The 21,478-nt window shown below is 51.5% G+C and carries 15 protein-coding genes, 1 pseudogene and 1 riboswitch; of the genes and pseudogenes, 9 read left to right on the top strand and 7 right to left on the bottom strand.

Annotation, left to right across the window (positions count from 1 at the left end):
- The first annotated feature begins 227 nt into the window (after window positions 1-227).
- The 3 genes and pseudogenes from rpoB (at window position 228) to HA49_RS16690 (ending at window position 9,700) form a co-directional block, all read left to right on the top strand.
- Window positions 228-4,255, top strand: a pseudogene (gene rpoB, locus HA49_RS16700) (DNA-directed RNA polymerase subunit beta).
- 82 nt (window positions 4,256-4,337) lie between these two features.
- Window positions 4,338-8,558, top strand: a complete 4,221-nt coding sequence (rpoC, locus tag HA49_RS16695; protein ID WP_038024026.1) for a DNA-directed RNA polymerase subunit beta' — start codon at window positions 4,338-4,340, stop codon at window positions 8,556-8,558.
- A gap of 80 nt (window positions 8,559-8,638) precedes the next feature.
- Window positions 8,639-9,700, top strand: coding sequence for a DUF1176 domain-containing protein (locus HA49_RS16690; protein WP_038024023.1), 1,062 nt, complete (start codon window positions 8,639-8,641; stop codon window positions 9,698-9,700).
- Between the two features lie 41 nt (window positions 9,701-9,741).
- Here HA49_RS16690 and thiH read toward each other — a convergent pair whose 3' ends face one another.
- From thiH to thiC, 6 genes are read right to left on the bottom strand one after another with little or no spacing between them, the layout of a single operon-like run.
- Window positions 9,742-10,869, bottom strand: a complete 1,128-nt coding sequence (gene thiH, locus HA49_RS16685; RefSeq protein ID WP_038024020.1) for a 2-iminoacetate synthase ThiH — start codon at window positions 10,867-10,869, stop codon at window positions 9,742-9,744.
- Window positions 10,862-11,647 carry a thiazole synthase gene (locus HA49_RS16680; RefSeq protein WP_038024018.1) on the bottom strand — a complete coding sequence of 262 codons (786 nt, stop codon included), beginning with the start codon at window positions 11,645-11,647 and terminating at the stop codon, window positions 10,862-10,864. Before HA49_RS16680 ends, thiH begins: the two co-directional genes overlap by 8 nt.
- 2 nt (window positions 11,648-11,649) lie before the next feature.
- Window positions 11,650-11,850 carry a sulfur carrier protein ThiS gene (thiS, locus tag HA49_RS16675; RefSeq protein ID WP_038024015.1) on the bottom strand — a complete coding sequence of 67 codons (201 nt, stop codon included), beginning with the start codon at window positions 11,848-11,850 and terminating at the stop codon, window positions 11,650-11,652.
- Entirely contained in the window at window positions 11,834-12,595 is a 762-nt protein-coding gene (locus HA49_RS16670; RefSeq protein WP_038024012.1) for a HesA/MoeB/ThiF family protein, read from the bottom strand. The genes thiS and HA49_RS16670 overlap by 17 nt, the downstream gene beginning before the upstream one ends.
- Window positions 12,585-13,235 (bottom strand): thiamine phosphate synthase, encoded by a 651-nt coding sequence (thiE, locus tag HA49_RS16665; protein ID WP_038024010.1) that lies wholly within the window; start codon window positions 13,233-13,235, stop codon window positions 12,585-12,587. Before thiE ends, HA49_RS16670 begins: the two co-directional genes overlap by 11 nt.
- The gene (gene thiC / locus HA49_RS16660; protein WP_038024007.1) at window positions 13,235-15,154 is read right to left on the bottom strand and encodes a phosphomethylpyrimidine synthase ThiC; all 1,920 of its coding nucleotides are present in this window, start codon (window positions 15,152-15,154) and stop codon (window positions 13,235-13,237) included. Before thiC ends, thiE begins: the two co-directional genes overlap by 1 nt.
- Before the next feature lie 85 nt (window positions 15,155-15,239).
- Window positions 15,240-15,340: riboswitch (TPP riboswitch) on the bottom strand.
- 216 nt (window positions 15,341-15,556) lie between these two features.
- Between thiC and nudC the strand changes: the two genes are divergently transcribed.
- The 6 genes from nudC to HA49_RS16630 all read left to right on the top strand — a co-directional run bounded on the left by nudC (window position 15,557) and on the right by HA49_RS16630 (window position 20,104).
- A complete protein-coding gene (gene nudC / locus HA49_RS16655) occupies window positions 15,557-16,330 on the top strand; it encodes an NAD(+) diphosphatase (RefSeq protein WP_038024004.1) in 774 nt (257 codons plus the stop codon).
- 95 nt (window positions 16,331-16,425) lie between these two features.
- Window positions 16,426-17,490, top strand: coding sequence for a uroporphyrinogen decarboxylase (hemE, locus tag HA49_RS16650; protein ID WP_038024002.1), 1,065 nt, complete (start codon window positions 16,426-16,428; stop codon window positions 17,488-17,490).
- 5 nt (window positions 17,491-17,495) lie between these two features.
- A complete protein-coding gene (gene nfi, locus HA49_RS16645) occupies window positions 17,496-18,164 on the top strand; it encodes a deoxyribonuclease V (protein WP_038024051.1) in 669 nt (222 codons plus the stop codon).
- A 62-nt stretch (window positions 18,165-18,226) separates the two neighbouring features.
- On the top strand, window positions 18,227-18,817 hold the full coding sequence (locus HA49_RS16640) for a YjaG family protein (protein WP_038024001.1): 591 nt from the start codon (window positions 18,227-18,229) through the stop codon (window positions 18,815-18,817).
- 190 nt (window positions 18,818-19,007) lie between these two features.
- Entirely contained in the window at window positions 19,008-19,280 is a 273-nt protein-coding gene (hupA, locus tag HA49_RS16635) for a nucleoid-associated protein HU-alpha (RefSeq protein WP_007886275.1), read from the top strand.
- 164 nt (window positions 19,281-19,444) lie between these two features.
- The gene (locus HA49_RS16630) at window positions 19,445-20,104 is read left to right on the top strand and encodes a DUF1481 domain-containing protein (protein WP_038023999.1); all 660 of its coding nucleotides are present in this window, start codon (window positions 19,445-19,447) and stop codon (window positions 20,102-20,104) included.
- Window positions 20,105-20,176: 72 nt separating this feature from the next.
- Here HA49_RS16630 and purD read toward each other — a convergent pair whose 3' ends face one another.
- A complete protein-coding gene (gene purD, locus HA49_RS16625; protein WP_038023997.1) occupies window positions 20,177-21,466 on the bottom strand; it encodes a phosphoribosylamine--glycine ligase in 1,290 nt (429 codons plus the stop codon).
- Window positions 21,467-21,478 lie beyond the last annotated feature (12 nt).

Here is a 21,478-nt window from a genome sequence, read left to right as displayed (position 1 = left end):
GTTTGTCCACAGTGGTTTCTTCAATATCTTTTTCTATCGACGCCTTAATATACTGCTTTCCCGCGGGGCTCCCTGTCCTGCCAGAGCAATGAAATGATTTAAGAGTGATAGAAAGACGTATTGCACCGTGGGCTCATCTCACGGTCAAAACAGAATAATGTTGCATGATGAACTGTCCTTCAGAACGGACAGCGTGGTTCGACTTGTCAGCGAGCTGAGGAACCCTGATGGTTTACTCCTATACCGAGAAAAACGTATTCGTAAGGATTTTGGTAAACGTCCACAAGTACTGGACATTCCATATCTCCTGTCTATCCAGCTTGACTCGTTTCAGAAGTTTATCGAGCAAGATCCGGAAGGCCAGTATGGACTGGAAGCTGCATTCCGTTCCGTATTCCCAATCCAGAGCTACAGTGGTAACTCTGAGCTGCAGTATGTCAGCTACCGTTTGGGTGAGCCTGTTTTCGATGTTAAAGAATGTCAGATTCGTGGTGTGACGTTCTCTGCACCGCTGCGTGTAAAACTCCGTCTGGTCATCTACGAGCGCGAAGCGCCGGAAGGGACCGTTAAAGACATTAAAGAACAAGAAGTCTACATGGGTGAAATTCCGCTCATGACAGACAATGGTACCTTTGTTATCAATGGTACTGAACGCGTTATTGTTTCTCAGCTGCACCGTAGTCCGGGCGTCTTCTTTGACAGCGACAAGGGTAAAACACACTCTTCCGGTAAGGTGCTGTATAACGCACGTATCATTCCTTACCGTGGTTCATGGCTCGACTTTGAGTTTGACCCGAAAGACAACCTGTTTGTCCGTATCGACCGCCGTCGTAAACTGCCGGCCACTATCATCCTGCGCGCATTAAACTACACCACTGAACAAATCATCGATCTGTTCTTTGATAAAGTTGTTTATGAAATTCGCGATAACAAACTGCAGATGGCGCTGGTACCTGAGCGTCTGCGTGGTGAGACGGCCTCTTTTGACCTGGAGTCAAACGGGACTGTCTATGTCGAGAAAGGCCGCCGTATTACTGCCCGTCATATCCGCCAGCTGGAAAAAGATAACGTCCAGCACATCGAAGTTCCGGTTGAATATATTGCCGGTAAAGTTGTTGCGCGTGATTACATTGATGAGAGCACCGGCGAGCTGATCATTGCGGCGAACATGGAGTTATCCATGGACCTGCTGGCCAAACTGAGCCAGGCAGGCCACAAACGCATTGAAACGCTGTTCACCAATGATCTGGACCACGGTCCTTACATTTCGGAAACGCTGCGTGTTGACCCAACCAATGATCGCCTGAGCGCACTGGTTGAGATCTACCGTATGATGCGTCCTGGTGAGCCGCCAACTCGTGAAGCTGCAGAGAACCTGTTCGAGAATCTGTTCTTCTCTGAAGATCGTTATGATCTGTCAGCGGTTGGTCGTATGAAGTTCAACCGTTCACTGCTGCGTGATGAAATCGAAGGTGCAGGCATCCTGAGCCACGACGACATCATCCAGGTGATGAAGAAACTGATCGATATCCGTAATGGTATTGGCGAAGTGGATGATATCGACCACCTCGGCAACCGTCGTATTCGTTCAGTCGGCGAAATGGCTGAGAACCAGTTCCGTGTTGGTCTGGTCCGTGTAGAGCGTGCGGTGAAAGAACGTCTGTCCTTAGGCGATCTGGATACCCTGATGCCTCAGGATATGATCAATGCCAAGCCGATTTCTGCGGCGGTTAAAGAATTCTTCGGTTCAAGCCAGCTGTCACAGTTTATGGACCAGAACAACCCGCTGGATGAAATTACGCACAAACGTCGTATTTCTGCACTGGGCCCGGGCGGTCTGACTCGTGAACGTGCAGGCTTCGAAGTTCGAGACGTACACCCGACTCACTACGGTCGTGTTTGTCCTATCGAAACTCCGGAAGGTCCAAACATCGGTCTGATTAACTCACTGTCTGTGTATGCTCAGACTAACGAGTACGGTTTCCTCGAAACCCCATATCGCCGTGTGGTAGACAGCCAGGTAACCGACGAGATTCATTATCTGTCAGCGATTGAAGAAGGTAACTTCGTTATCGCTCAGGCAAACACCAACCTCGATGAGAATGGTCAGTTTGTTGATGATCTGGTGACCTGCCGTAACAAAGGCGAGTCCAGCCTGTTCAGCCGTGATCAGGTTGACTATATGGACGTTTCCACCCAGCAGGTTGTTTCTGTTGGTGCGTCTCTGATTCCATTCCTGGAACACGATGATGCTAACCGTGCTCTGATGGGTGCGAACATGCAACGCCAGGCTGTCCCTACTCTGCGTGCTGATAAGCCGCTGGTAGGTACTGGTATGGAGCGTGCAGTAGCTGTTGACTCCGGTGTTACCGCAGTCGCTAAGCGTGGCGGTACTGTTCAGTACGTCGATGCATCACGTATCGTTATCAAAGTTAACGAAGACGAGATGTATGCCGGCGAAGCAGGTATCGACATCTATAACCTGACCAAATATACCCGTTCTAACCAGAACACCTGTATCAACCAGATGCCGTGTGTCAACCTGGGGGAGCCTATTGAACGTGGTGATGTGCTGGCTGATGGCCCATCTACCGATTTAGGTGAACTGGCGCTGGGTCAGAACATGCGCGTGGCATTCATGCCATGGAATGGTTATAACTTCGAAGACTCCATCCTCGTTTCTGAGCGTGTGGTCCAGGAAGATCGTTTCACCACTATCCATATCCAGGAACTGGCCTGTGTGTCCCGTGATACCAAGCTGGGGCCGGAAGAGATTACTGCGGACATCCCGAACGTGGGTGAGGCTGCACTCTCTAAACTGGATGAATCCGGTATTGTTTACATCGGCGCTGAAGTGACCGGTGGCGATATCCTGGTCGGTAAAGTGACACCTAAAGGTGAAACTCAGCTGACTCCGGAAGAAAAACTGTTACGTGCTATCTTCGGTGAGAAAGCATCTGACGTTAAAGATTCTTCTCTGCGTGTACCTAACGGTGTATCAGGGACAGTTATCGACGTTCAGGTCTTTACCCGTGATGGCGTGGAAAAAGATAAACGTGCGCTGGAAATCGAAGAGATGCAGCTGAAGCAGGCGAAAAAAGACCTGACTGAAGAATTGCAGATCCTCGAAGCTGGCTTGTTCACTCGTATTCACAGCGTCCTGATTGCAGGCGGTGTTGAAGCCGAGAAACTGGACAAGCTGTCACGTGAGCGCTGGCTGGAGCTGGGCTTGACTGATGAAGAGAAACAGAATCAGTTAGAGCAGCTGGCTGAACAGTACGACGAGCTGAAGCACGAGTTTGAGAAAAAACTTGAAGCTAAGCGCCGTAAAATCACCCAGGGCGATGATCTGGCACCAGGCGTGCTGAAAATCGTTAAGGTCTACCTGGCGGTTAAACGTCAGATCCAGCCTGGTGATAAGATGGCAGGTCGCCACGGGAACAAAGGTGTTATCTCTAAGATCAACCCGATCGAAGATATGCCTTACGATGAAAACGGTACTCCGGTAGACATCGTACTGAACCCACTGGGCGTACCATCGCGTATGAACATCGGTCAGATTCTGGAAACCCACCTGGGGATGGCAGCCAAAGGAATTGGTGACAGGATCAATGCCATGCTGAAACAGCAACAGGATGTGGCCAGACTGCGTGAGTTTATCCAGCGTGCTTATGACCTGGGTTCAGATACCCGTCAGAATGTCGACCTGAACACTTTCTCCGACGACGAAGTGATGCGTCTGGCAGAAAACCTGAAGAAAGGGATGCCTATTGCGACCCCGGTCTTCGACGGTGCTAAAGAAAGTGAAATTAAAGAGTTGCTGACGCTGGGTGGTATCCCGACTTCAGGTCAGATCACTCTGTTTGATGGTCGCACCGGTGAACAGTTTGAGCGTCAGGTAACCGTAGGTTACATGTACATGCTGAAACTGAACCACCTGGTTGATGACAAAATGCATGCGCGTTCTACCGGTTCTTACAGCCTTGTTACTCAGCAGCCGCTGGGTGGTAAAGCTCAGTTCGGTGGTCAGCGCTTCGGTGAGATGGAAGTGTGGGCACTGGAAGCATACGGTGCTGCTTATACCCTGCAGGAAATGCTGACTGTGAAGTCTGATGACGTTAATGGCCGTACCAAGATGTATAAAAACATCGTTGACGGCAACCATCAGATGGAACCAGGCATGCCGGAATCCTTCAACGTATTGTTGAAAGAGATCCGCTCGCTGGGTATTAACATCGAGCTGGAAGACGAGTAAGCACTCGCAGCTGTACTGGTTACAGGGTGTCCGGTAAATTGCCGGATACCCTGAGAAGTCTCACTCCGACGGGAGCAAATCCGTGAAAGACTTACTTAAGTTTCTAAAAGCGCAAACTAAAACCGAAGAGTTTGATGCGATCAAGATCGCTCTGGCCTCGCCAGATATGATCCGTTCCTGGTCTTTCGGTGAAGTTAAAAAGCCAGAAACCATCAACTATCGTACCTTTAAGCCGGAACGTGATGGCCTGTTCTGTGCGCGTATCTTTGGTCCGGTAAAAGACTATGAGTGCCTGTGCGGTAAGTACAAGCGCCTCAAACACCGTGGTGTTATCTGTGAGAAGTGTGGTGTAGAAGTTACCCAGACTAAAGTTCGCCGTGAACGTATGGGTCACATCGAGCTGGCTTCTCCGACAGCACACATCTGGTTCCTGAAATCACTGCCATCCCGTATTGGTCTGTTGTTAGACATGCCACTGCGTGATATTGAGCGCGTATTGTATTTCGAATCTTATGTCGTTATTGAAGGCGGCATGACCAACCTCGAAAAGCGTCAGATCCTGACTGAAGAGCAGTATCTGGATGCACTGGAAGAGTTTGGTGATGAATTCGATGCGAAAATGGGTGCAGAAGCGGTTCAGGCCCTGCTGAAAGGTATGGATCTGGAGCAGGAATGCGAACAGCTGCGTGAAGAGCTGAACGAAACCAATTCTGAAACCAAGCGTAAAAAACTGACCAAGCGGATCAAACTGCTGGAAGCCTTTGTTCAGTCTGGTAACAAACCAGAGTGGATGATCCTGACAGTACTGCCAGTATTGCCACCGGACCTGCGTCCTCTGGTACCACTGGACGGTGGCCGTTTCGCGACTTCAGATCTGAACGATCTGTACCGTCGTGTGATCAACCGTAACAACCGTCTGAAACGCCTGCTGGATCTGGCTGCCCCTGACATCATCGTACGTAACGAAAAACGTATGCTGCAGGAAGCGGTCGATGCATTACTGGACAACGGTCGTCGCGGTCGTGCCATTACCGGTTCTAACAAACGTCCTCTGAAATCTTTGGCCGATATGATCAAAGGTAAGCAGGGTCGTTTCCGTCAGAACCTGCTGGGTAAACGTGTTGACTACTCCGGTCGTTCGGTTATCACCGTAGGTCCATACCTGCACCTGCATCAGTGTGGTCTGCCGAAGAAAATGGCTCTTGAACTGTTCAAACCATTTATCTATGGCAAGCTGGAACTGCGTGGTCTGGCGACGACTATCAAAGCTGCCAAGAAAATGGTTGAGCGCGAAGAAGCTGTGGTCTGGGATATCCTGGATGAAGTGATCCGCGAACATCCGGTTCTGCTGAACCGTGCACCAACCCTGCACCGTTTGGGTATTCAGGCTTTCGAACCCGTGCTGATTGAAGGTAAAGCGATTCAGCTTCACCCGTTAGTCTGTGCGGCTTATAACGCCGACTTCGATGGTGACCAGATGGCTGTTCACGTACCGCTGACGCTGGAAGCCCAGTTGGAAGCGCGTGCGCTGATGATGTCTACCAACAACATCCTGTCTCCGGCGAACGGTGAACCTATCATCGTTCCTTCACAGGACGTGGTATTGGGTCTGTATTACATGACCCGTGACAGAGTCAATGGTAAAGGCGAAGGCATGGTCCTGACCGGACCTAAAGAAGCCGAACGCGTATACCGTGCGGGTCTGGCCGAGCTGCATGCTCGCGTCAAAGTCCGTATTACTGAATACAGCTTAAATGAGCAGGGCGAACTGATCCCTCAGACCAGCCTGATCGATACTACTATCGGTCGTGCCATCCTGTGGATGATCGTTCCTAAAGGTCTGCCGTACTCCATCATCAACCAGGCACTGGGTAAAAAGGCAATCTCTAAGATGCTGAATACCTGCTACCGTATCCTGGGTCTGAAGCCTACCGTAATTTTTGCGGACCAGACCATGTATACCGGTTTTGCTTATGCAGCCCGTTCAGGTGCATCAGTAGGTATTGATGATATGGTCATCCCTGCGAAAAAAGCAGAGATCATCAGCGAAGCTGAAGCTGAAGTTGCTGAAATCCAGGAGCAGTTCCAGTCTGGTCTGGTGACTGCCGGTGAACGTTACAACAAAGTCATCGATATCTGGGCAGCCGCTAACGAACGTGTTTCTAAAGCGATGATGGAAAACCTGCAAACTGAAACTGTGATTAACCGTCATGGTGAAGAAGAGCAGCAGGTTTCTTTCAACAGTATCTACATGATGGCCGACTCCGGTGCTCGTGGTTCTGCTGCTCAGATTCGTCAGCTGGCGGGTATGCGTGGTCTGATGGCGAAGCCAGACGGTTCAATCATCGAAACACCTATTACGGCGAACTTCCGCGAAGGTCTGAACGTACTCCAGTACTTCATCTCGACGCACGGTGCCCGTAAAGGTCTGGCAGATACCGCACTGAAAACAGCGAACTCCGGTTACCTGACCCGTCGTCTGGTTGACGTTGCTCAGGACCTGGTGGTGACCGAAGACGATTGTGGTACTCATGAAGGTATCATGATGACTCCGGTTATCGAGGGTGGTGATGTTAAAGAGCCACTGCGTGAGCGTGTACTGGGTCGTGTGACCGCTGAAGACGTTCTGAAACCAGGTTCTGCAGATATTCTGGTGGCCCGTAACACCCTGCTTGATGAGCACTGGTGTGACGTGCTGGAGCAGAACTCTGTCGACAGCGTTAAAGTGCGTTCCGTGGTGGGTTGTGCTACCGACTTTGGTGTCTGTGCTCACTGTTATGGTCGTGACCTGGCTCGTGGTCATATCATCAACAAAGGTGAAGCTGTCGGTGTTATCGCAGCACAGTCCATCGGTGAACCTGGTACCCAGCTGACGATGCGTACGTTCCACATCGGTGGTGCGGCATCTCGTGCGGCTGCTGAGTCCAGCATCCAGGTGAAAAACAAAGGTTCTATTAAGCTTATCAACGCCAAGTCGGTAACTAACTCAGCAGGCAAGCTGGTGATTACCTCCCGTAACGTTGAACTGAAGATGATCGATGAATTCGGTCGTACCAAGGAAAGCTATAAAGTTCCTTACGGTTCTGTGATGGCCAAAGGCGATGGTGAGCAGGTCAATGCCGGCGAAACCGTTGCTAACTGGGATCCACATACCATGCCGGTTATCACCGAAGTGAGCGGTTTTGTTCGCTTTGTGGATATGAACGATGGACAGACAATCACCCGTCAAACGGATGAACTGACTGGCCTGTCTTCAATCGTGGTGATGGATACTGCTGAGCGTACCTCAGGTGGTAAAGATCTGCGTCCGGCACTGAAAATTGTCGATGCCAAAGGCAATGATGTGATGCTGCCAGGTACTGATATGCCTGCACAGTACTTCCTGCCTGGCAACGCGATTGTTCAGCTGGATGACGGTGTACAAATCAGTTCCGGTGATACCCTGGCGCGTGTTCCTCAGGAATCCGGCGGTACCAAAGATATTACCGGTGGTCTGCCACGCGTTGCTGACCTGTTCGAAGCCCGTCGTCCAAAAGAGCCGGCGATTCTGGCAGAAATCAGCGGTATTATTTCCTTCGGGAAAGAGACCAAAGGTAAACGTCGTCTGGTGATCACACCTGTTGATGGCAGCGAACCTTACGAAGAGATGATTCCAAAATGGCGTCAGCTTAACGTGTTCGAAGGTGAGCGTGTTGAACGTGGTGACGTAGTGTCCGACGGACCAGAATCACCGCACGACATTCTGCGTCTGCGTGGTGTTCATGCGGTAACCCGTTATATCACCAACGAAGTACAGGATGTTTACCGTCTGCAGGGTGTTAAGATTAACGATAAGCACATCGAAGTTATCGTTCGTCAGATGCTGCGTAAAGCGACCATCGCTTCTGCCGGAAGTTCTGAGTTCCTGGAAGGCGAGCAGGCTGAAGTGTCACGTATTCTGATTGCTAACCGTGAACTGGAAGCGAATGGCAAAATCGGTGCGACTTTCCACCGTGACCTGCTGGGTATCACCAAAGCTTCACTGGCAACCGAATCGTTTATTTCTGCGGCATCGTTCCAGGAAACGACTCGTGTGCTGACCGAAGCTGCAGTGGCCGGTAAACGTGATGAACTGCGTGGACTGAAAGAAAACGTCATCGTGGGTCGTCTGATCCCTGCTGGTACAGGTTATGCTTACCATCAGGATCGTATGCGCCGTCGTCATTCAGGCGAAGCACAGGTAACTCCTCAGGTTACTGCAGACGAAGCGTCTGCCAGCCTGGCTGAGTTGCTGAATGCCGGCCTCGGTGGCAGCGACGAGTAATAACGTATGACATCATGATATAAAACCCTGCTCCGGCAGGGTTTTTTTATATGTCGTCAGACAGGGAAATGGAGCAAAACATGAGGATCTTTTGTGTGCCCGGCATGTTGTTGGCTATGCTGGTGGCTACACCCACAGTCAATGCTTCGGAACCAGTTCAGAGAATGTTTCAGGACTGGCAGGTTACCTGTAATAATCTTAATGACTGTGATATCCGCAATGTAGATGAGAATATGCGGGTAGTTCTGAAACATGAGGCCGGTCCGCGGGGTGCTATCTCGCTGGATATTATGGGGTTTGATATCGATAAACCCTCAGGTATCTGGCTGGACGGCCAACTATGGAAAAACTCCCTGACCCCGATCAGTTCTGATGAAGAACATGATTACGCGGGCTACCATACTGATTCACTACAGGATGTTCAGGCCTTTATTCAGGCCGCCAAAAATGCGAAACGCATTGCACTGACTCCGGATGAAGATGACGATACCGGATCGTTAAAAGGTTTAGATGCATCGTTGCTGTTTGTTGATGACATACAGGGGCGGTTAGATAACCAGACAGCTCTGCTGCGTGTTGGAGCCGGTATCCCGGCGCAGGTGCCGTTACGTTATGCGTTTGAAATTCCGCCGACCAAAGTTCCGGCAATTTACCTGGTCAGTGACGGCAATGCACTGATTAATGAAGTGCTGCAGACTCAGCAAGCGGTACTGGATGATGAAGAGTGCTCACCAGAAGCCGATGATATTGCCCGCAGTAAAGTAGAACCTTTAGATAAGAAAAATGTACTGGTGATGATTAACTGTGTCACCGGGGCTTATCAGTCATCAGGCATTTTATTTGTGACGCCACGTAATCATCCGGATCAGGCAAAGGAAGTCGAGCTGACTTTACCGTTGAAAGATGATCAGGGCGATCCTCAGACGATCAGTTGGTTTACCGATGTCAGTTATGACCCTAAAACGGCAATGCTGACCCATATCGCACGTGGCAGAGGGATCGCGGATTGTGGTGAAAGTGGTGCCTGGCGTTATGACGGGCATGATTTTCAGTTAATGAGTTATCACAACCAACCAGACTGCGATGGCGGTGCTCCGGGTAACTGGCCTTCTGTCTGGCTGACCCCGGGCTTCAAAGAATAATGCACAGGAAAAGTCACGGGCACTGTTGCCCGTGGCTTTATTCATGCGGACTCTCTGCCGAAATAATACTCCCAGTCTTTCCAAACCGGTTGCAATCCTGCCCGCTGTAAAGCTGCTGCCACTATCTCTGGCCGGCGATGGTCATCCGGTGAAAACTGTTCCAGTGCATCATTGTTTTCTGCATATCCTCCCGGTGCCGTCTTTGAGAAGGCGCTGGCGGTAGTGACCACAATCGGAATCGCATGGTCGCGGAATGTCGGGGATTCGCGGGTCGATAATGAGATATCCGTTGGCGGAGAGAAAATGCGAAATGCACACATGCTCTGTAGCAACTGCCGTTCACTCATCAGAGAGGCAGGGGTAATTCCCCCGGCACAGGGTCGCAGACGGGGGAATGCGACAGAATAACGCGACTGCCAGTAGTGTTTCTGCAACCAGTTAAGGTGTTCGCCCATCATCAGACAATCGGTACGCCAGTGACCTGACAATCCAGCCAGTACACCGAGTCCAATTTTATCTATTCCTGCACGTCCGAGCCTTTCCGGGGTTTGCAGCCGAAAGAAGAAATCCTGCTTATTACCCCGCAGATGATGTGCTGCATAGCAGGAAGCATGGTAGGTTTCCTGATATACCAGCACACCATCCAGACCCAGACCACGTAATTCCCGGTACTCCTGTTCCTTTAACGGCTGAACCTCCATCATCAGTGAGCTGAACCTGCGCCGGATATCCGGGAGATGCCGACGAAAATAGTCCATACCCACTTTGGTCTGATGCTCGCCGGTGACCAGCAGTAGCTGATTGAATCCTAGCCGGCGTATCGCTTCACATTCCTGGCTAATCTCCAGGCCGTCGAGCGTCTTACGCCGAATTCGGTTACCCATCGAGAAACCGCAGTAAGTACATTCATTAGCACAAAGGTTAGACAGATAGAGGGGTGCGAAAAAGTTAATCGTATGGCCGAAACGCTGGCGTGTCAGTTGTTGTGCTCTGGCAGCCATGGGTTCGAGATAAGCTTCCGCAGCAGGGGAGAGTAATGCCATCAGCGCGGTGATACCGCTGACCGTGCCAGAGAGTGCACGCTCGACCTGGGCCGGTGTTTGACTGTCAATTTGCAAACGTAATGCATTCTGATCCAGCGTTTGCCAGTAATCAGAGAAATCAGCCATGGCTGTGCTCCTCAATCAGCCCTGCATCAAGAAACGCCGTTAACGGGCTGCTTGGGCTGGCGTGATGCTGAATAGAGGCCGTCCCTCTGGACAGATAACCGGCTTCGGTGGCTAACGCAAAAGCTCTGGCGGTAGCAACAGGGTCACGAGCTGTCGCAATGGCAGTATTCACCAGCACAGCGTCAGCACCGTACTCCATGGCCTCACAGGCATCGGAAGGTAAACCAATACCGGCATCGATAATCACCGGGACATTAGCCTGTTCAATAATAATCTGTAAAAAATCCCGGCTGAGCAGTCCTTTATTACTGCCGATGGGCGAACCCAGAGGCATTACGGCGGCACATCCGACATCTTCCAGCCGTTTGCACAGTACAGGATCAGCCCCGCAGTATGGCAACACCACGAATCCTTCTTTTACCAACTGTTCTGCGGCTTTCAGGGTTTCAATCGGGTCAGGCAGCAGGTAGCGGCTGTCAGGGTGAATTTCTAGTTTTACCCAGTGGGTGCCTAAGGCTTCCCGGGCCAGGCGTGCCGCGAACAACGCTTCACCGGCTGTTTTGGCGCCGGAGGTATTTGGCAGTAGCATGACACCGGATTGCTGCAACGGGACGAGGATATCGTCCTGCTGGCTGTTAAGATCGATTCTCTTCATTGCCAGGGTAGCCAGTTGAGAACCTGACGCCTGCAAAGCCGCCTGCATAACCGTTGGCGAAGAAAACTTCCCGGTGCCTGTCAGCAGGCGGGAACTGAAGGTTTTATCTGCAATTTTTAACATGGTTAGCCTCCGGCAATGACCTGAAAAACGACGACATCATCCTGTTCCTGCAGCAGATACTCAGGCCAGTTGCCGGCAGGGATAATCTGACCATTGACCGCCAAAGCCGTACCTTTCTGGCGTACCTGGAGCTGCTGCAGCAACTGACTGAGGGGGCAGGGTGAACTGACAGACATCAGCTTGTCATTAAGCGTAATTTGCATGGGCATCTCCGCATACCGGGCAGTCTGCTGCCGGGGTGAGTTGCAGGCGCCGCCATTGCAGTTCACGGGCATCGAACAGAATCAGTTTCCCTGACGCAGCACTCTGGCCGGTAGTGATAAGCTTAATTGCTTCCAGCGCCTGCAGGCTTCCCATCATACCGACGACTGGCCCCGCGACCCCGCTGTTACGGCAGTTACGCTCTGGTTCATCCTGTTCCGGCCACAGGCAACGGTAGCATCCCTGCGTCCAGGGCGGTGTCAGTACCAGTAACTGGCCACTAAACCCTACCGCACTGGCAGAGATCAGTGGGATCCGTTGTTCAATACACCAGCTATTAAGTAAATGACGGGTCGCCATATTGTCACTACAGTCGAGGACAAGCCCGGGTCTGGCCGGCAAACGGTTGAGCAGGTCAGCATCTATCCTTTGTGTCAGGGCATGCAGCTGAACTGACGGATTGAGCTCGTGCAATGTCCCGGCTGCTAGTACCGCTTTCTCTTTACCGGTATCCTTGCTGCGGAACAAAATTTGCCGCTGCAGATTGCTAATGTGCAGTGAATCATCATCAGCCAGTAACAGTGTACCCACACCGGCAGCCGCCAGGTACAGGGCGGCCGGTGAACCCAGACCACCCAGCCCGACAATCAGGACAGTGGATTCTGCCAGTTGCTCCTGACCCGTGGGGCCAATTTCTTCCAGCAGTAGCTGGCGGCTGTAACGCATAAAATCCTGGTCACTGAGCATCGGCGATACCTCTGTCTGCTTCCGCCACCCGAGACTGTAACTGTGCCACGGCTTCTCGCCAGTCTGTCGCTGCCGTAATGGCACTGACGACGGCAATACTGCCAACGCCGGTCGCCAGCACCTCTTCGGCTCTGTCGATACTGATCCCACCGATAGCGACGGTGGGTATTCCGGCCAGTTGCCGGACATGATGGCGCAGATTATCCAGCCCCTGAGGCAGGGAAGGCATCTGCTTGGTATTGGTCGGAAAAACATGGCCCAGGGCGATATAGGAAGGCTTAAGCGGTAATACCCTGGCGATTTCGCTGCTGTCATGGGTCGATACACCTAAACGCAGACCAGCCTCAAGGATAGCGCCTAAATCGGCAGTCTCTAAATCCTCTTGTCCAAGGTGTACGCCATAGGCACCATGTTTAATGGCTAACTGCCAGTCATCGTTGATAAATAACCGGGCCTGGTGGGAAGCTGCCAGATGGATACTGTCGATGATGGCCTGCTCTTTTTCGGCGGCACTGCCCTGTTTCATTCGCAACTGCAGTGTCATTACCCCGGCATCCAGAAGCCGGGCTATCCATTCAACACTATCGACTACGGCATATAACCCGCAGCGCAGAGGTACAGGCGGAAATTCCCGGGTCATCACTTTGCCTCCGCATCTGCCACTACCTGCTGGTAGATTTCACTGCCGCTATCGCGAAAACGCTGAGACATCTCCAGCATACCTTCATCTATCACCACCGACGGTTGCGGGTTTTTGCTGGCAAAATCGCGAACTTCCTGGCTAATCTTCATTGAGCAGAATTTTGGTCCGCACATAGAACAGAAGTGGGCGACTTTGCCGGATTCCTGTGGCAGGGTCTGGTCGTGATAGTTACGGGCAGTTTCCGGGTCAAGAGCCAGATTAAACTGATCTTCCCAGCGAAATTCAAAACGGGCCTTAGACATGGCATTGTCGCGGATTTGTGCTCCGGGATGTCCCTTAGCGAGGTCAGCGGCATGAGCTGCGATTTTGTATGCGATCAATCCCTGTTTCACATCTTCTTTATCCGGCAGGCCGAGGTGTTCTTTCGGGGTGACGTAGCACAACATGGCGCAGCCAAACCAGCCTATCATTGCGGCACCGATACCGGAGGTAAAGTGATCATAACCCGGGGCGATATCCGTGGTCAGCGGACCCAGGGTGTAAAATGGAGCTTCATGACAATGCTCCAGCTGCTCAGTCATATTCCGCTGAATCATATGCATCGGGACGTGACCCGGGCCTTCAATCATCACCTGAACGTCATATTCCCAGGCAATTTTGGTCAGTTCCCCCAGGGTATGTAGTTCAGCAAATTGTGCTTCATCATTCGCGTCCTGAATGGACCCCGGACGAAGGCCGTCTCCTAATGACAGAGAAATGTCATAGCTGGCACATATTTCACAAATTTCCCGGAAATGGCGATAAAGGAAGTTTTCCTGATGATGCGAAAGGCACCATTTCGCCATAATCGATCCACCACGGGAAACTATCCCTGTGAGGCGTTTTGCAGTCATCGGGACATAGCGCAACAGAACACCGGCATGGATGGTGAAGTAATCGACGCCCTGTTCAGCCTGCTCCAGCAGGGTATCCCGGAAGATCGGCCAGTTAAGATCTTCAGCGATCCCGTTAACTTTTTCCAGAGCCTGATAGACCGGTACTGTACCCACCGGGATCGGGCTGTTACGCAGGATCCACTCCCGGGTTTCATGAATATTTCGCCCGGTAGAGAGATCCATCAGAGTATCAGCCCCCCAGCGGGCAGCCCAGACCAGTTTTTCCACCTCTTCCTCTATGGATGAAGTGACGGCAGAGTTGCCGATGTTGGCATTGATTTTTACCAGAAAATTACGGCCGATGATCATCGGTTCAGATTCCGGATGGTTGATATTGGCCGGGATAATGGCCCGACCAGCAGCGACTTCCTGGCGCACAAACTCGGCAGTGATAGTCGCCGGGAGGGGATCAAAAAAATGTTTTCCCGGATGCTGCTGAAGTAATACTTCACCGGAAATTTTCTCCCGTCCCATATTTTCACGCAGGGCAATAAACTCCATTTCCGGGGTAATGATTCCCTGACGGGCATAATGTAACTGGGTGACACAGCGTCCTGCCAGGGCTTTACGTGGCTGCGGTAAATGCCTGAAACGCAGGTCGTCGAGCGTTTCATCTGCCAGACGCTCCCGGGTATAGGCCGAGCTGGTGGCCGGAATATTTGCCGAATCCTGGCGTTGCTCAATCCATGCCTGGCGAATTCGAGGAATGCCTCGATGAATATCCGGGGTAGCGGTTTCATCGCCAAACGGACCTGAAGTGTCATACACCGGGATCGCTTCGTTTTCCTCGAATACCGGGTTTTCCGACGTTCCGCCAATGCGGGTCGGGCTAAGTTGTATTTCACGTACAGGGACGCGGATATCAGGGCGTGACCCGGTCAGCCAACGACGACGTGAGGCCGGAAACGACTGACTGCTGAGTGAATTGATGAAGTTGCGGGCTTGCTCACGTTTTTCACGACGGGATAATTTTTCAGACATAGCTCTATTTCCTGTAATCAAAGAAATACGCTTGTCCGGAGTTCGGATGGAGTGACAGAAAGGTATGCCGACAGGCACATTCAGGCTGAACTGTACTCTTGTTCCCTTCGCAGGTACTAACCTGATCAGGTTCCGCGGATCCCGAATTAACGGTCTCAGCCCCGAAGGGCACTCCGACAAGATAAACTGGCTGCAGACCTTTCAGATCATACAGCTCTGGGTGATAAGTCACCTTCTCTCAGCATAGAGGGGTTCAGAGTGAAGCACAAGCCCCTGGTGTTTGTCGGGTTGGTTTTGAATGGCTGCATTTTCCTCCCGGACGCTGACATTAGTCTGGCGGGTGGTACTATGGGGTTAACAGCTTCGTCGTGATGCATCAGAAAAATAATAAGGTGATGATTGATGGAACGTGAAATAACCGCTTCAGACAGCGGCTGGTGGGTGGTCAGTCAGTTAAACAAACTTTGGTTACCTGCGGGAGAATTACCCCACGGCAGTGCTGAAGCGTTCGCTCTTACGGGATCCCGCGGACAGATAATAGGCGAATGGCAGGGCGAAACCGTCTGGCTGGTGGATGACTCAAGGCCTCAGGATATGGCTTCGCTGCGTCAGTTACTCCAGGTTGACGGTGGGTTATTCCGAATGGCTGGAAGAGGGGTGCAGCTGGCGGAGTTTTATCGTTCACATCGTTATTGCGGCTATTGCGGAAAAGAGATGCATCGTAGCAGGACGGAATTTGCCTGCCTGTGCGGACATTGCCATGAGCGTTATTATCCACAGATAGCTCCCTGCATTATTGTTGTTATCCGGCGTGGAGACCAGTTATTGCTGGCGCAGCATGTCAGACACCGTAACGGAATTTACACGGCATTAGCTGGCTTTACCGAGGTTGGAGAGACGCTGGAGCAGACGGTTGCCCGTGAGGTTATGGAAGAGAGCAATATAAAAATCAAAAACCTGCGTTATGTCGCCTCGCAGCCCTGGCCGTTTCCTCAATCGCTGATGATGGCTTTTCTGGCGGACTATGAGAGCGGAGAGATCAATATCGACCCTAAAGAACTGCTGGATGCTGGCTGGTATCGTTACGATGAATTACCGAAGCTTCCGCCTCCGGGCACAATTGCACGGCGACTGATTGAGGACACGGTCGCATTATGCCGGCAGGATGAAGAATAACCGGCAGTGACAGCAACGCTACCGCACAGGCGCAGCATTAGAACAAGTGCGGGTTTGCGTATATAATACGCGCCTGATTTCGAGAGAGCCTGATTATGAGCGAATTAAAAAACGACCGTTATCTGCGAGCCTTGCTGCGGCAGCCAACGGATGTGACTCCCGTATGGATGATGCGTCAGGCAGGCCGCTATTTGCCTGAATATAAGCAGACCCGGGCAGAAGCGGGTGATTTTATGTCACTGTGTAAGAACGCTGAACTGGCCTGTGAAGTGACTCTGCAACCCTTACGCCGTTATCCTCTGGATGCAGCCATTCTGTTCTCTGACATCCTGACAATTCCGGATGCTATGGGGTTAGGGCTGTATTTCGAAACCGGTGAAGGGCCCCGTTTTTCTTCTCCGATAAGCTGCGCGGCAGATATCAAAAATTTGCCCATCCCTGATCCGGAGCAGGAACTGGGTTATGTGATGAATGCTGTACGGACTATCCGCAAAAATCTGCAGGGTGAGGTTCCGCTGATTGGCTTCTCCGGTAGCCCGTGGACGCTGGCGACCTACATGGTGGAAGGTGGCAGCAGTAAGGCTTTTACCAAAATCAAAAAAATGATGTACAGCGATCCTTCAGCATTGCATGCCTTGCTGGACAAGCTGGCAGAGAGTGTCATTCTGTATCTGAATGCACAAATCCGTGCCGGGGCGCAGTCAGTCATGGTGTTTGATACCTGGGGTGGCGTTTTAACCGGTCGTGATTACCGGAATTTCTCACTCTATTACATGCATAAGATTGTTGATGGTCTGCTGCATGAAAACGAAGGCCGTCGGGTCCCGGTCACTCTGTTTACTAAAGGTGGCGGGCAGTGGCTGGAACAGATCGCAGACACCGGATGTGATGCAATTGGTCTGGACTGGACGACCGATATCGCCAATGCCCGTCAGCGGGTTGGGCATCGGGTAGCTTTACAGGGCAATATGGACCCTTCTATCCTCTATGCTCCGCCGGCGCGGATTGAGCAGGAAGTCTCTACCATTCTTGAAGGCTTTGGGCAGGGTAACGGGCATGTGTTTAATCTGGGGCACGGGATTCATCAGGATGTCCCTCCGGAACATGCCGGTGCTTTTGTTGAAGCTGTCCACCGACTTTCTGCGGCATACCATAAATAATGCCAATCGACGTTGCGACGCTTAAAGCTGAGCAACTTTCACGGGCAGCAGAAGTTGTCCGTGAAGGGCTGAGCCCTGATTTCTCTCCGTCATTTATCGGCGGGGGAGATGTGGGCTTTGAGCAGCAGGGCACTGTGGCAAGGGCTGCGCTGGTGGTGTTGCGCTGGCCGTCTCTGCAAATGGTTGAACATCGCGTTGCACGGGTTCCGGTCAACTTGCCCTATATTCCTGGTTTTCTCTCCTTTCGTGAATATCCTGCTTTACAGGCTGCATGGCAGCAGTTAGAACATCGCCCGGAATTGTTGTTTATTGACGGACATGGTGTCTCACATCCCAGGGGATTAGGCGTGGCCAGCCATTTTGGCCTGTTGGCCGATGTACCGACGATAGGTGTCGCTAAAAGCCGGTTATGCGGTGACTATTTGCCGTTGGCGGAAGAGGCCGGTGCCAGCCAGCCCCTGCTCTTCCAGCAACAGCAGGCTGGCTGGGTACTGCGCAGTAAGCAGCGTTGTAATCCGTTATTTATTTCTGTCGGCCATCGGGTCAGTCTTCAAATGGCACTTTACTGGACTCAACAATGCCTGCGTGGCTATCGCTTGCCTGAGCCCACCCGGCTTGCTGATGCGGTTGCTTCACAGCGCAAAGGCTTTCAGCGCTGGCTGGAACCACAATAACGCTGTGAAATGACGGCTTTTGCGTTACACTTCTGCCAGCTAATTTATAATGAGTATCTGTCATGTTACGTAACCCCATCCACCTGCGTCTGGAAAAACTGGAAAGCTGGCAACATGTGACCTTCATGGCCTGTTTGTGTGAGCGCATGTATCCGAACTATCAGGCATTCTGTCAGCAGACTGAATTTGCAGACCCACATCTCTATCGGCGTATTCTTGATCTGGTCTGGGAAACACTGGTGGTGAAGGGTGCTAAAGTTAATTTTGATTCTCAGCTTGAGAAACTTGAAGAGGCTATCCCTGACGGAGAAGCCTTCGATGTTTATGGTGTCTATCCGGCCATTGATGCTTGTGTGGCACTGAGTGATTTACTGCACTCCCTGTTAAGTGGTGAAAGTTTGACCTATGCGGTGGAAGTGAGTAAAACATCTATCACGACCGTTGCTATGCTGGAGATGACTCAGTCTGGCCGGGAGATGACCGATGAAGAGCTCAGAGAGAACCAGGCAGTCATTGACGAATGGGACCTACAATGGGAAATATTCCGCTTGCTGGCAGACTGTGAAGAACGCGATCTGGAGTTGATCAAAGGGCTGCGTGCTGACCTGCGGGAAGCCGGAATTAGCAATATCGGTATAAGTTTTAACCAGTAAGACGATAAAACGTGATTTCAGGCCTGATTTAGCATATCAGAAGGCTTCACATCAGCCCCCTGTCTGGTCTACATTTGGGGGGCTAAAAATTGTGGCTATCGGTGTGTGCAGGCTGAAGGGTGTAGGAACATTTGGCTTTTCACTCGCATTCGTTGCTTAGCAGGCGATAAATACACTTTAAGGATAACTTATGAACAAGACTCAACTGATTGATGTGATCGCAGAAAAAGCGGACCTGTCTAAAACCCAGGCTAAAACTGCACTGGAATCTACTCTGGCTGCGATTACTGAGTCTCTGAAAGAAGGTGATGCAGTTCAGCTGGTTGGTTTCGGTACTTTTAAAGTTAACCACCGTGCAGAACGTACTGGCCGCAATCCGCAGACCGGTAAAGAAATCAAAATTGCTGCTGCAAACGTTCCTGCGTTCGTTTCCGGTAAAGCTCTGAAAGACGCCGTTAAATAAGCGTTGCACCCCGGGTGCGAAACGTTTAGTTAACAGAAGGGGCAAATTACTGCCCCTTCTGTTTATTATCTTCAGCTTCTATCCCATCCCTGTCTGCTGTTTTCCTTTGTATAATTATCTCATTCGTTATTCTGACCGGTTGTCATGATTATGAAGGAGAGAATATGTATTTCACCGGACGGAAAAGTCTTATTAGCCTGGTCTGTTTGCTGCTGGCAGGCTGTAGTTCTTCTCAGAAATATCCGCCGTTCAGTGCCTCAGGTTATCTTGCCGATCGGGGCGTCGTACGTTTATGGCGGAAAAATACCGATACTGATGATGTCACGATACGTGTTCTGTATACCCCTTTCGACCAAAAGGTGACAGAAGAGTCGGAGTATCACTGGCATGATGGCAAACTCTCTTCGGTCAGCCGACATATCCGCGGTGCCGCGTCAGACGATGTGACACTGAGATTTGATCAGCAGGGTAATGTCAGCTTTATGCAACGTCAGTTGGAAAAACACCGTGAACCCGTTAGCCAGCAAGCGATTGAGCTTTATCAGTTTGATGCTGGCAGGATATTGGGTATCAGTAACGCATTGCAGGCAGGAAAAATACGATTGCAACAGGGAATATGGCAGCAGGGAAACACCGTCATGACCTGTGATCACCAACAGGTTAAGGCAGAACTGGGGGCAGAAGCACTGAGGGTGATTCGCCGGAGTGATTCAGGGACAGCCCCGCTGTATATCTCGTGGTTACAGGGCCCGCAGGGTACACAATTACTGAAAGCCACTCCTGATAACTTATGTCATAACCAGCCGACAGCCGAAGACTTGTAGCCGGAGGAGTGCGGTACAGTAATAAAAAAAGCAGGCCGAAGCCTGCTGTGTAATGACTTTTGTCGCGGGGGGTTATTTCGAACGATTAATGGCTCTGTAGCCAATATCATTACGGTAGAAGCTTCCTTGCCATGAGATAGCTTTTGCCAGTACATAAGCATTTTTCTGAGCTTCTGCTACGTCAGTACCGAGTGCAGTGACACAAAGTACTCGCCCGCCATTAGTGACGACATCGTCACCCTGTAAGGTGGTTCCTGCATGGAATACTTTACCATCGGGTTCCGCTGCTGCTGCCGCTTCCAGACCGGAAATCACATCACCTTTACGGTACTGATCAGGATAGCCGCCAGCCGCGATGACAACACCCAGTGCCGGGCGTGGGTCCCATAAGGATTCCTGCTGATCCAGCTGACCTTCACAGGCTGCCAGACATAATGTCACCAGATCAGACTGCATACGCATCATGATGGGCTGAGTTTCCGGATCACCGAAACGGCAGTTAAATTCGATAACCTTCGGCTGACCGGCGGCATCAATCATCAGCCCTGCATACAGGAAGCCGGTATAAATATTGCCTTCGGCTGCCATTCCACGGACAGTTGGCCAAATCACCTGGTCCATGACCCGCTGATGGACTTCATCGGTGACCACAGGGGCTGGAGAATATGCCCCCATGCCTCCGGTATTCGGGCCGGTATCAGCATCACCGACACGTTTATGGTCCTGGCTGGTGGCCATAGGCAGTACATGATCACCATCGACCATCACAATGAAACTGGCTTCTTCGCCGTCAAGGAACTCTTCAATCACAATGCGGTGACCTGCATCGCCAAAAGCATTACCTGCCAGCATATCGCGGACGGCATCTTCAGCCTCCTGCAGAGTCATAGCGACGATAACGCCTTTCCCTGCGGCCAGACCATCAGCTTTTATCACAATCGGTGCACCTTTCTCCTGCAGGTAACTCAGTGCCGGCTCGATTTCGGTAAAATTCTGGTATTCCGCTGTCGGAATCTTATGACGGGCCAAAAAGTCTTTGGTGAACGCTTTTGATCCTTCCAGTTGGGCTGCGGCCTGGGTCGGGCCAAAGATTTTCAGCCCGGCAGCACGAAAAGCATCAACCACACCCGTGACCAGCGGTGCTTCGGGGCCGACAATCGTCAGATCAATCTTGTACTGGTGAGCAAATGCCAGCAGTCCCTCAATATCTGTCGCGCTAATATCCACATTTTGCAGTGCCGGTTCCCGGGCAGTGCCGGCATTACCTGGCGCAACATAGACAGACTCAGTTAACGGTGACTGGGCGGCTTTCCATGCCAGCGCGTGCTCACGTCCGCCATTACCAATAATTAAAATTTTCATCGTTATAACTCC

It is taken from the genome of Tatumella morbirosei (assembly GCF_000757425.2).
GTDB classification, from domain to species: domain Bacteria; phylum Pseudomonadota; class Gammaproteobacteria; order Enterobacterales; family Enterobacteriaceae; genus Tatumella; species Tatumella morbirosei.
Note: the sequence above shows the minus strand (reverse complement) of the source record. Positions and strands in the feature narration are given on the sequence as shown.

Bases quoted from the DNA above. Each gene is read 5' to 3' on its own strand.
- thiS (WP_038024015.1), bottom strand. From the start codon at position 11,850: ATGCAAATTACGCTTAATGACAAGCTGATGTCTGTCAGTTCACCCTGC.
- thiC (WP_038024007.1), bottom strand. From the start codon at position 15,154: ATGTCTGAAAAATTATCCCGTCGTGAAAAACGTGAGCAAGCCCGCAAC.
- hemE (WP_038024002.1), top strand. From the start codon at position 16,426: ATGAGCGAATTAAAAAACGACCGTTATCTGCGAGCCTTGCTGCGGCAG.
- thiE (WP_038024010.1), bottom strand. From the start codon at position 13,235: ATGACCCGGGAATTTCCGCCTGTACCTCTGCGCTGCGGGTTATATGCC.
- HA49_RS16670 (WP_038024012.1), bottom strand. From the start codon at position 12,595: ATGCTCAGTGACCAGGATTTTATGCGTTACAGCCGCCAGCTACTGCTG.
- HA49_RS16680 (WP_038024018.1), bottom strand. From the start codon at position 11,647: ATGTTAAAAATTGCAGATAAAACCTTCAGTTCCCGCCTGCTGACAGGC.
- hupA (WP_007886275.1), top strand. From the start codon at position 19,008: ATGAACAAGACTCAACTGATTGATGTGATCGCAGAAAAAGCGGACCTG.
- nudC (WP_038024004.1), top strand. From the start codon at position 15,557: ATGGAACGTGAAATAACCGCTTCAGACAGCGGCTGGTGGGTGGTCAGT.
- thiH (WP_038024020.1), bottom strand. From the start codon at position 10,869: ATGGCTGATTTCTCTGATTACTGGCAAACGCTGGATCAGAATGCATTA.
- purD (WP_038023997.1), bottom strand. From the start codon at position 21,466: ATGAAAATTTTAATTATTGGTAATGGCGGACGTGAGCACGCGCTGGCA.
- HA49_RS16690 (WP_038024023.1), top strand. From the start codon at position 8,639: ATGAGGATCTTTTGTGTGCCCGGCATGTTGTTGGCTATGCTGGTGGCT.
- HA49_RS16640 (WP_038024001.1), top strand. From the start codon at position 18,227: ATGTTACGTAACCCCATCCACCTGCGTCTGGAAAAACTGGAAAGCTGG.
- HA49_RS16630 (WP_038023999.1), top strand. From the start codon at position 19,445: ATGTATTTCACCGGACGGAAAAGTCTTATTAGCCTGGTCTGTTTGCTG.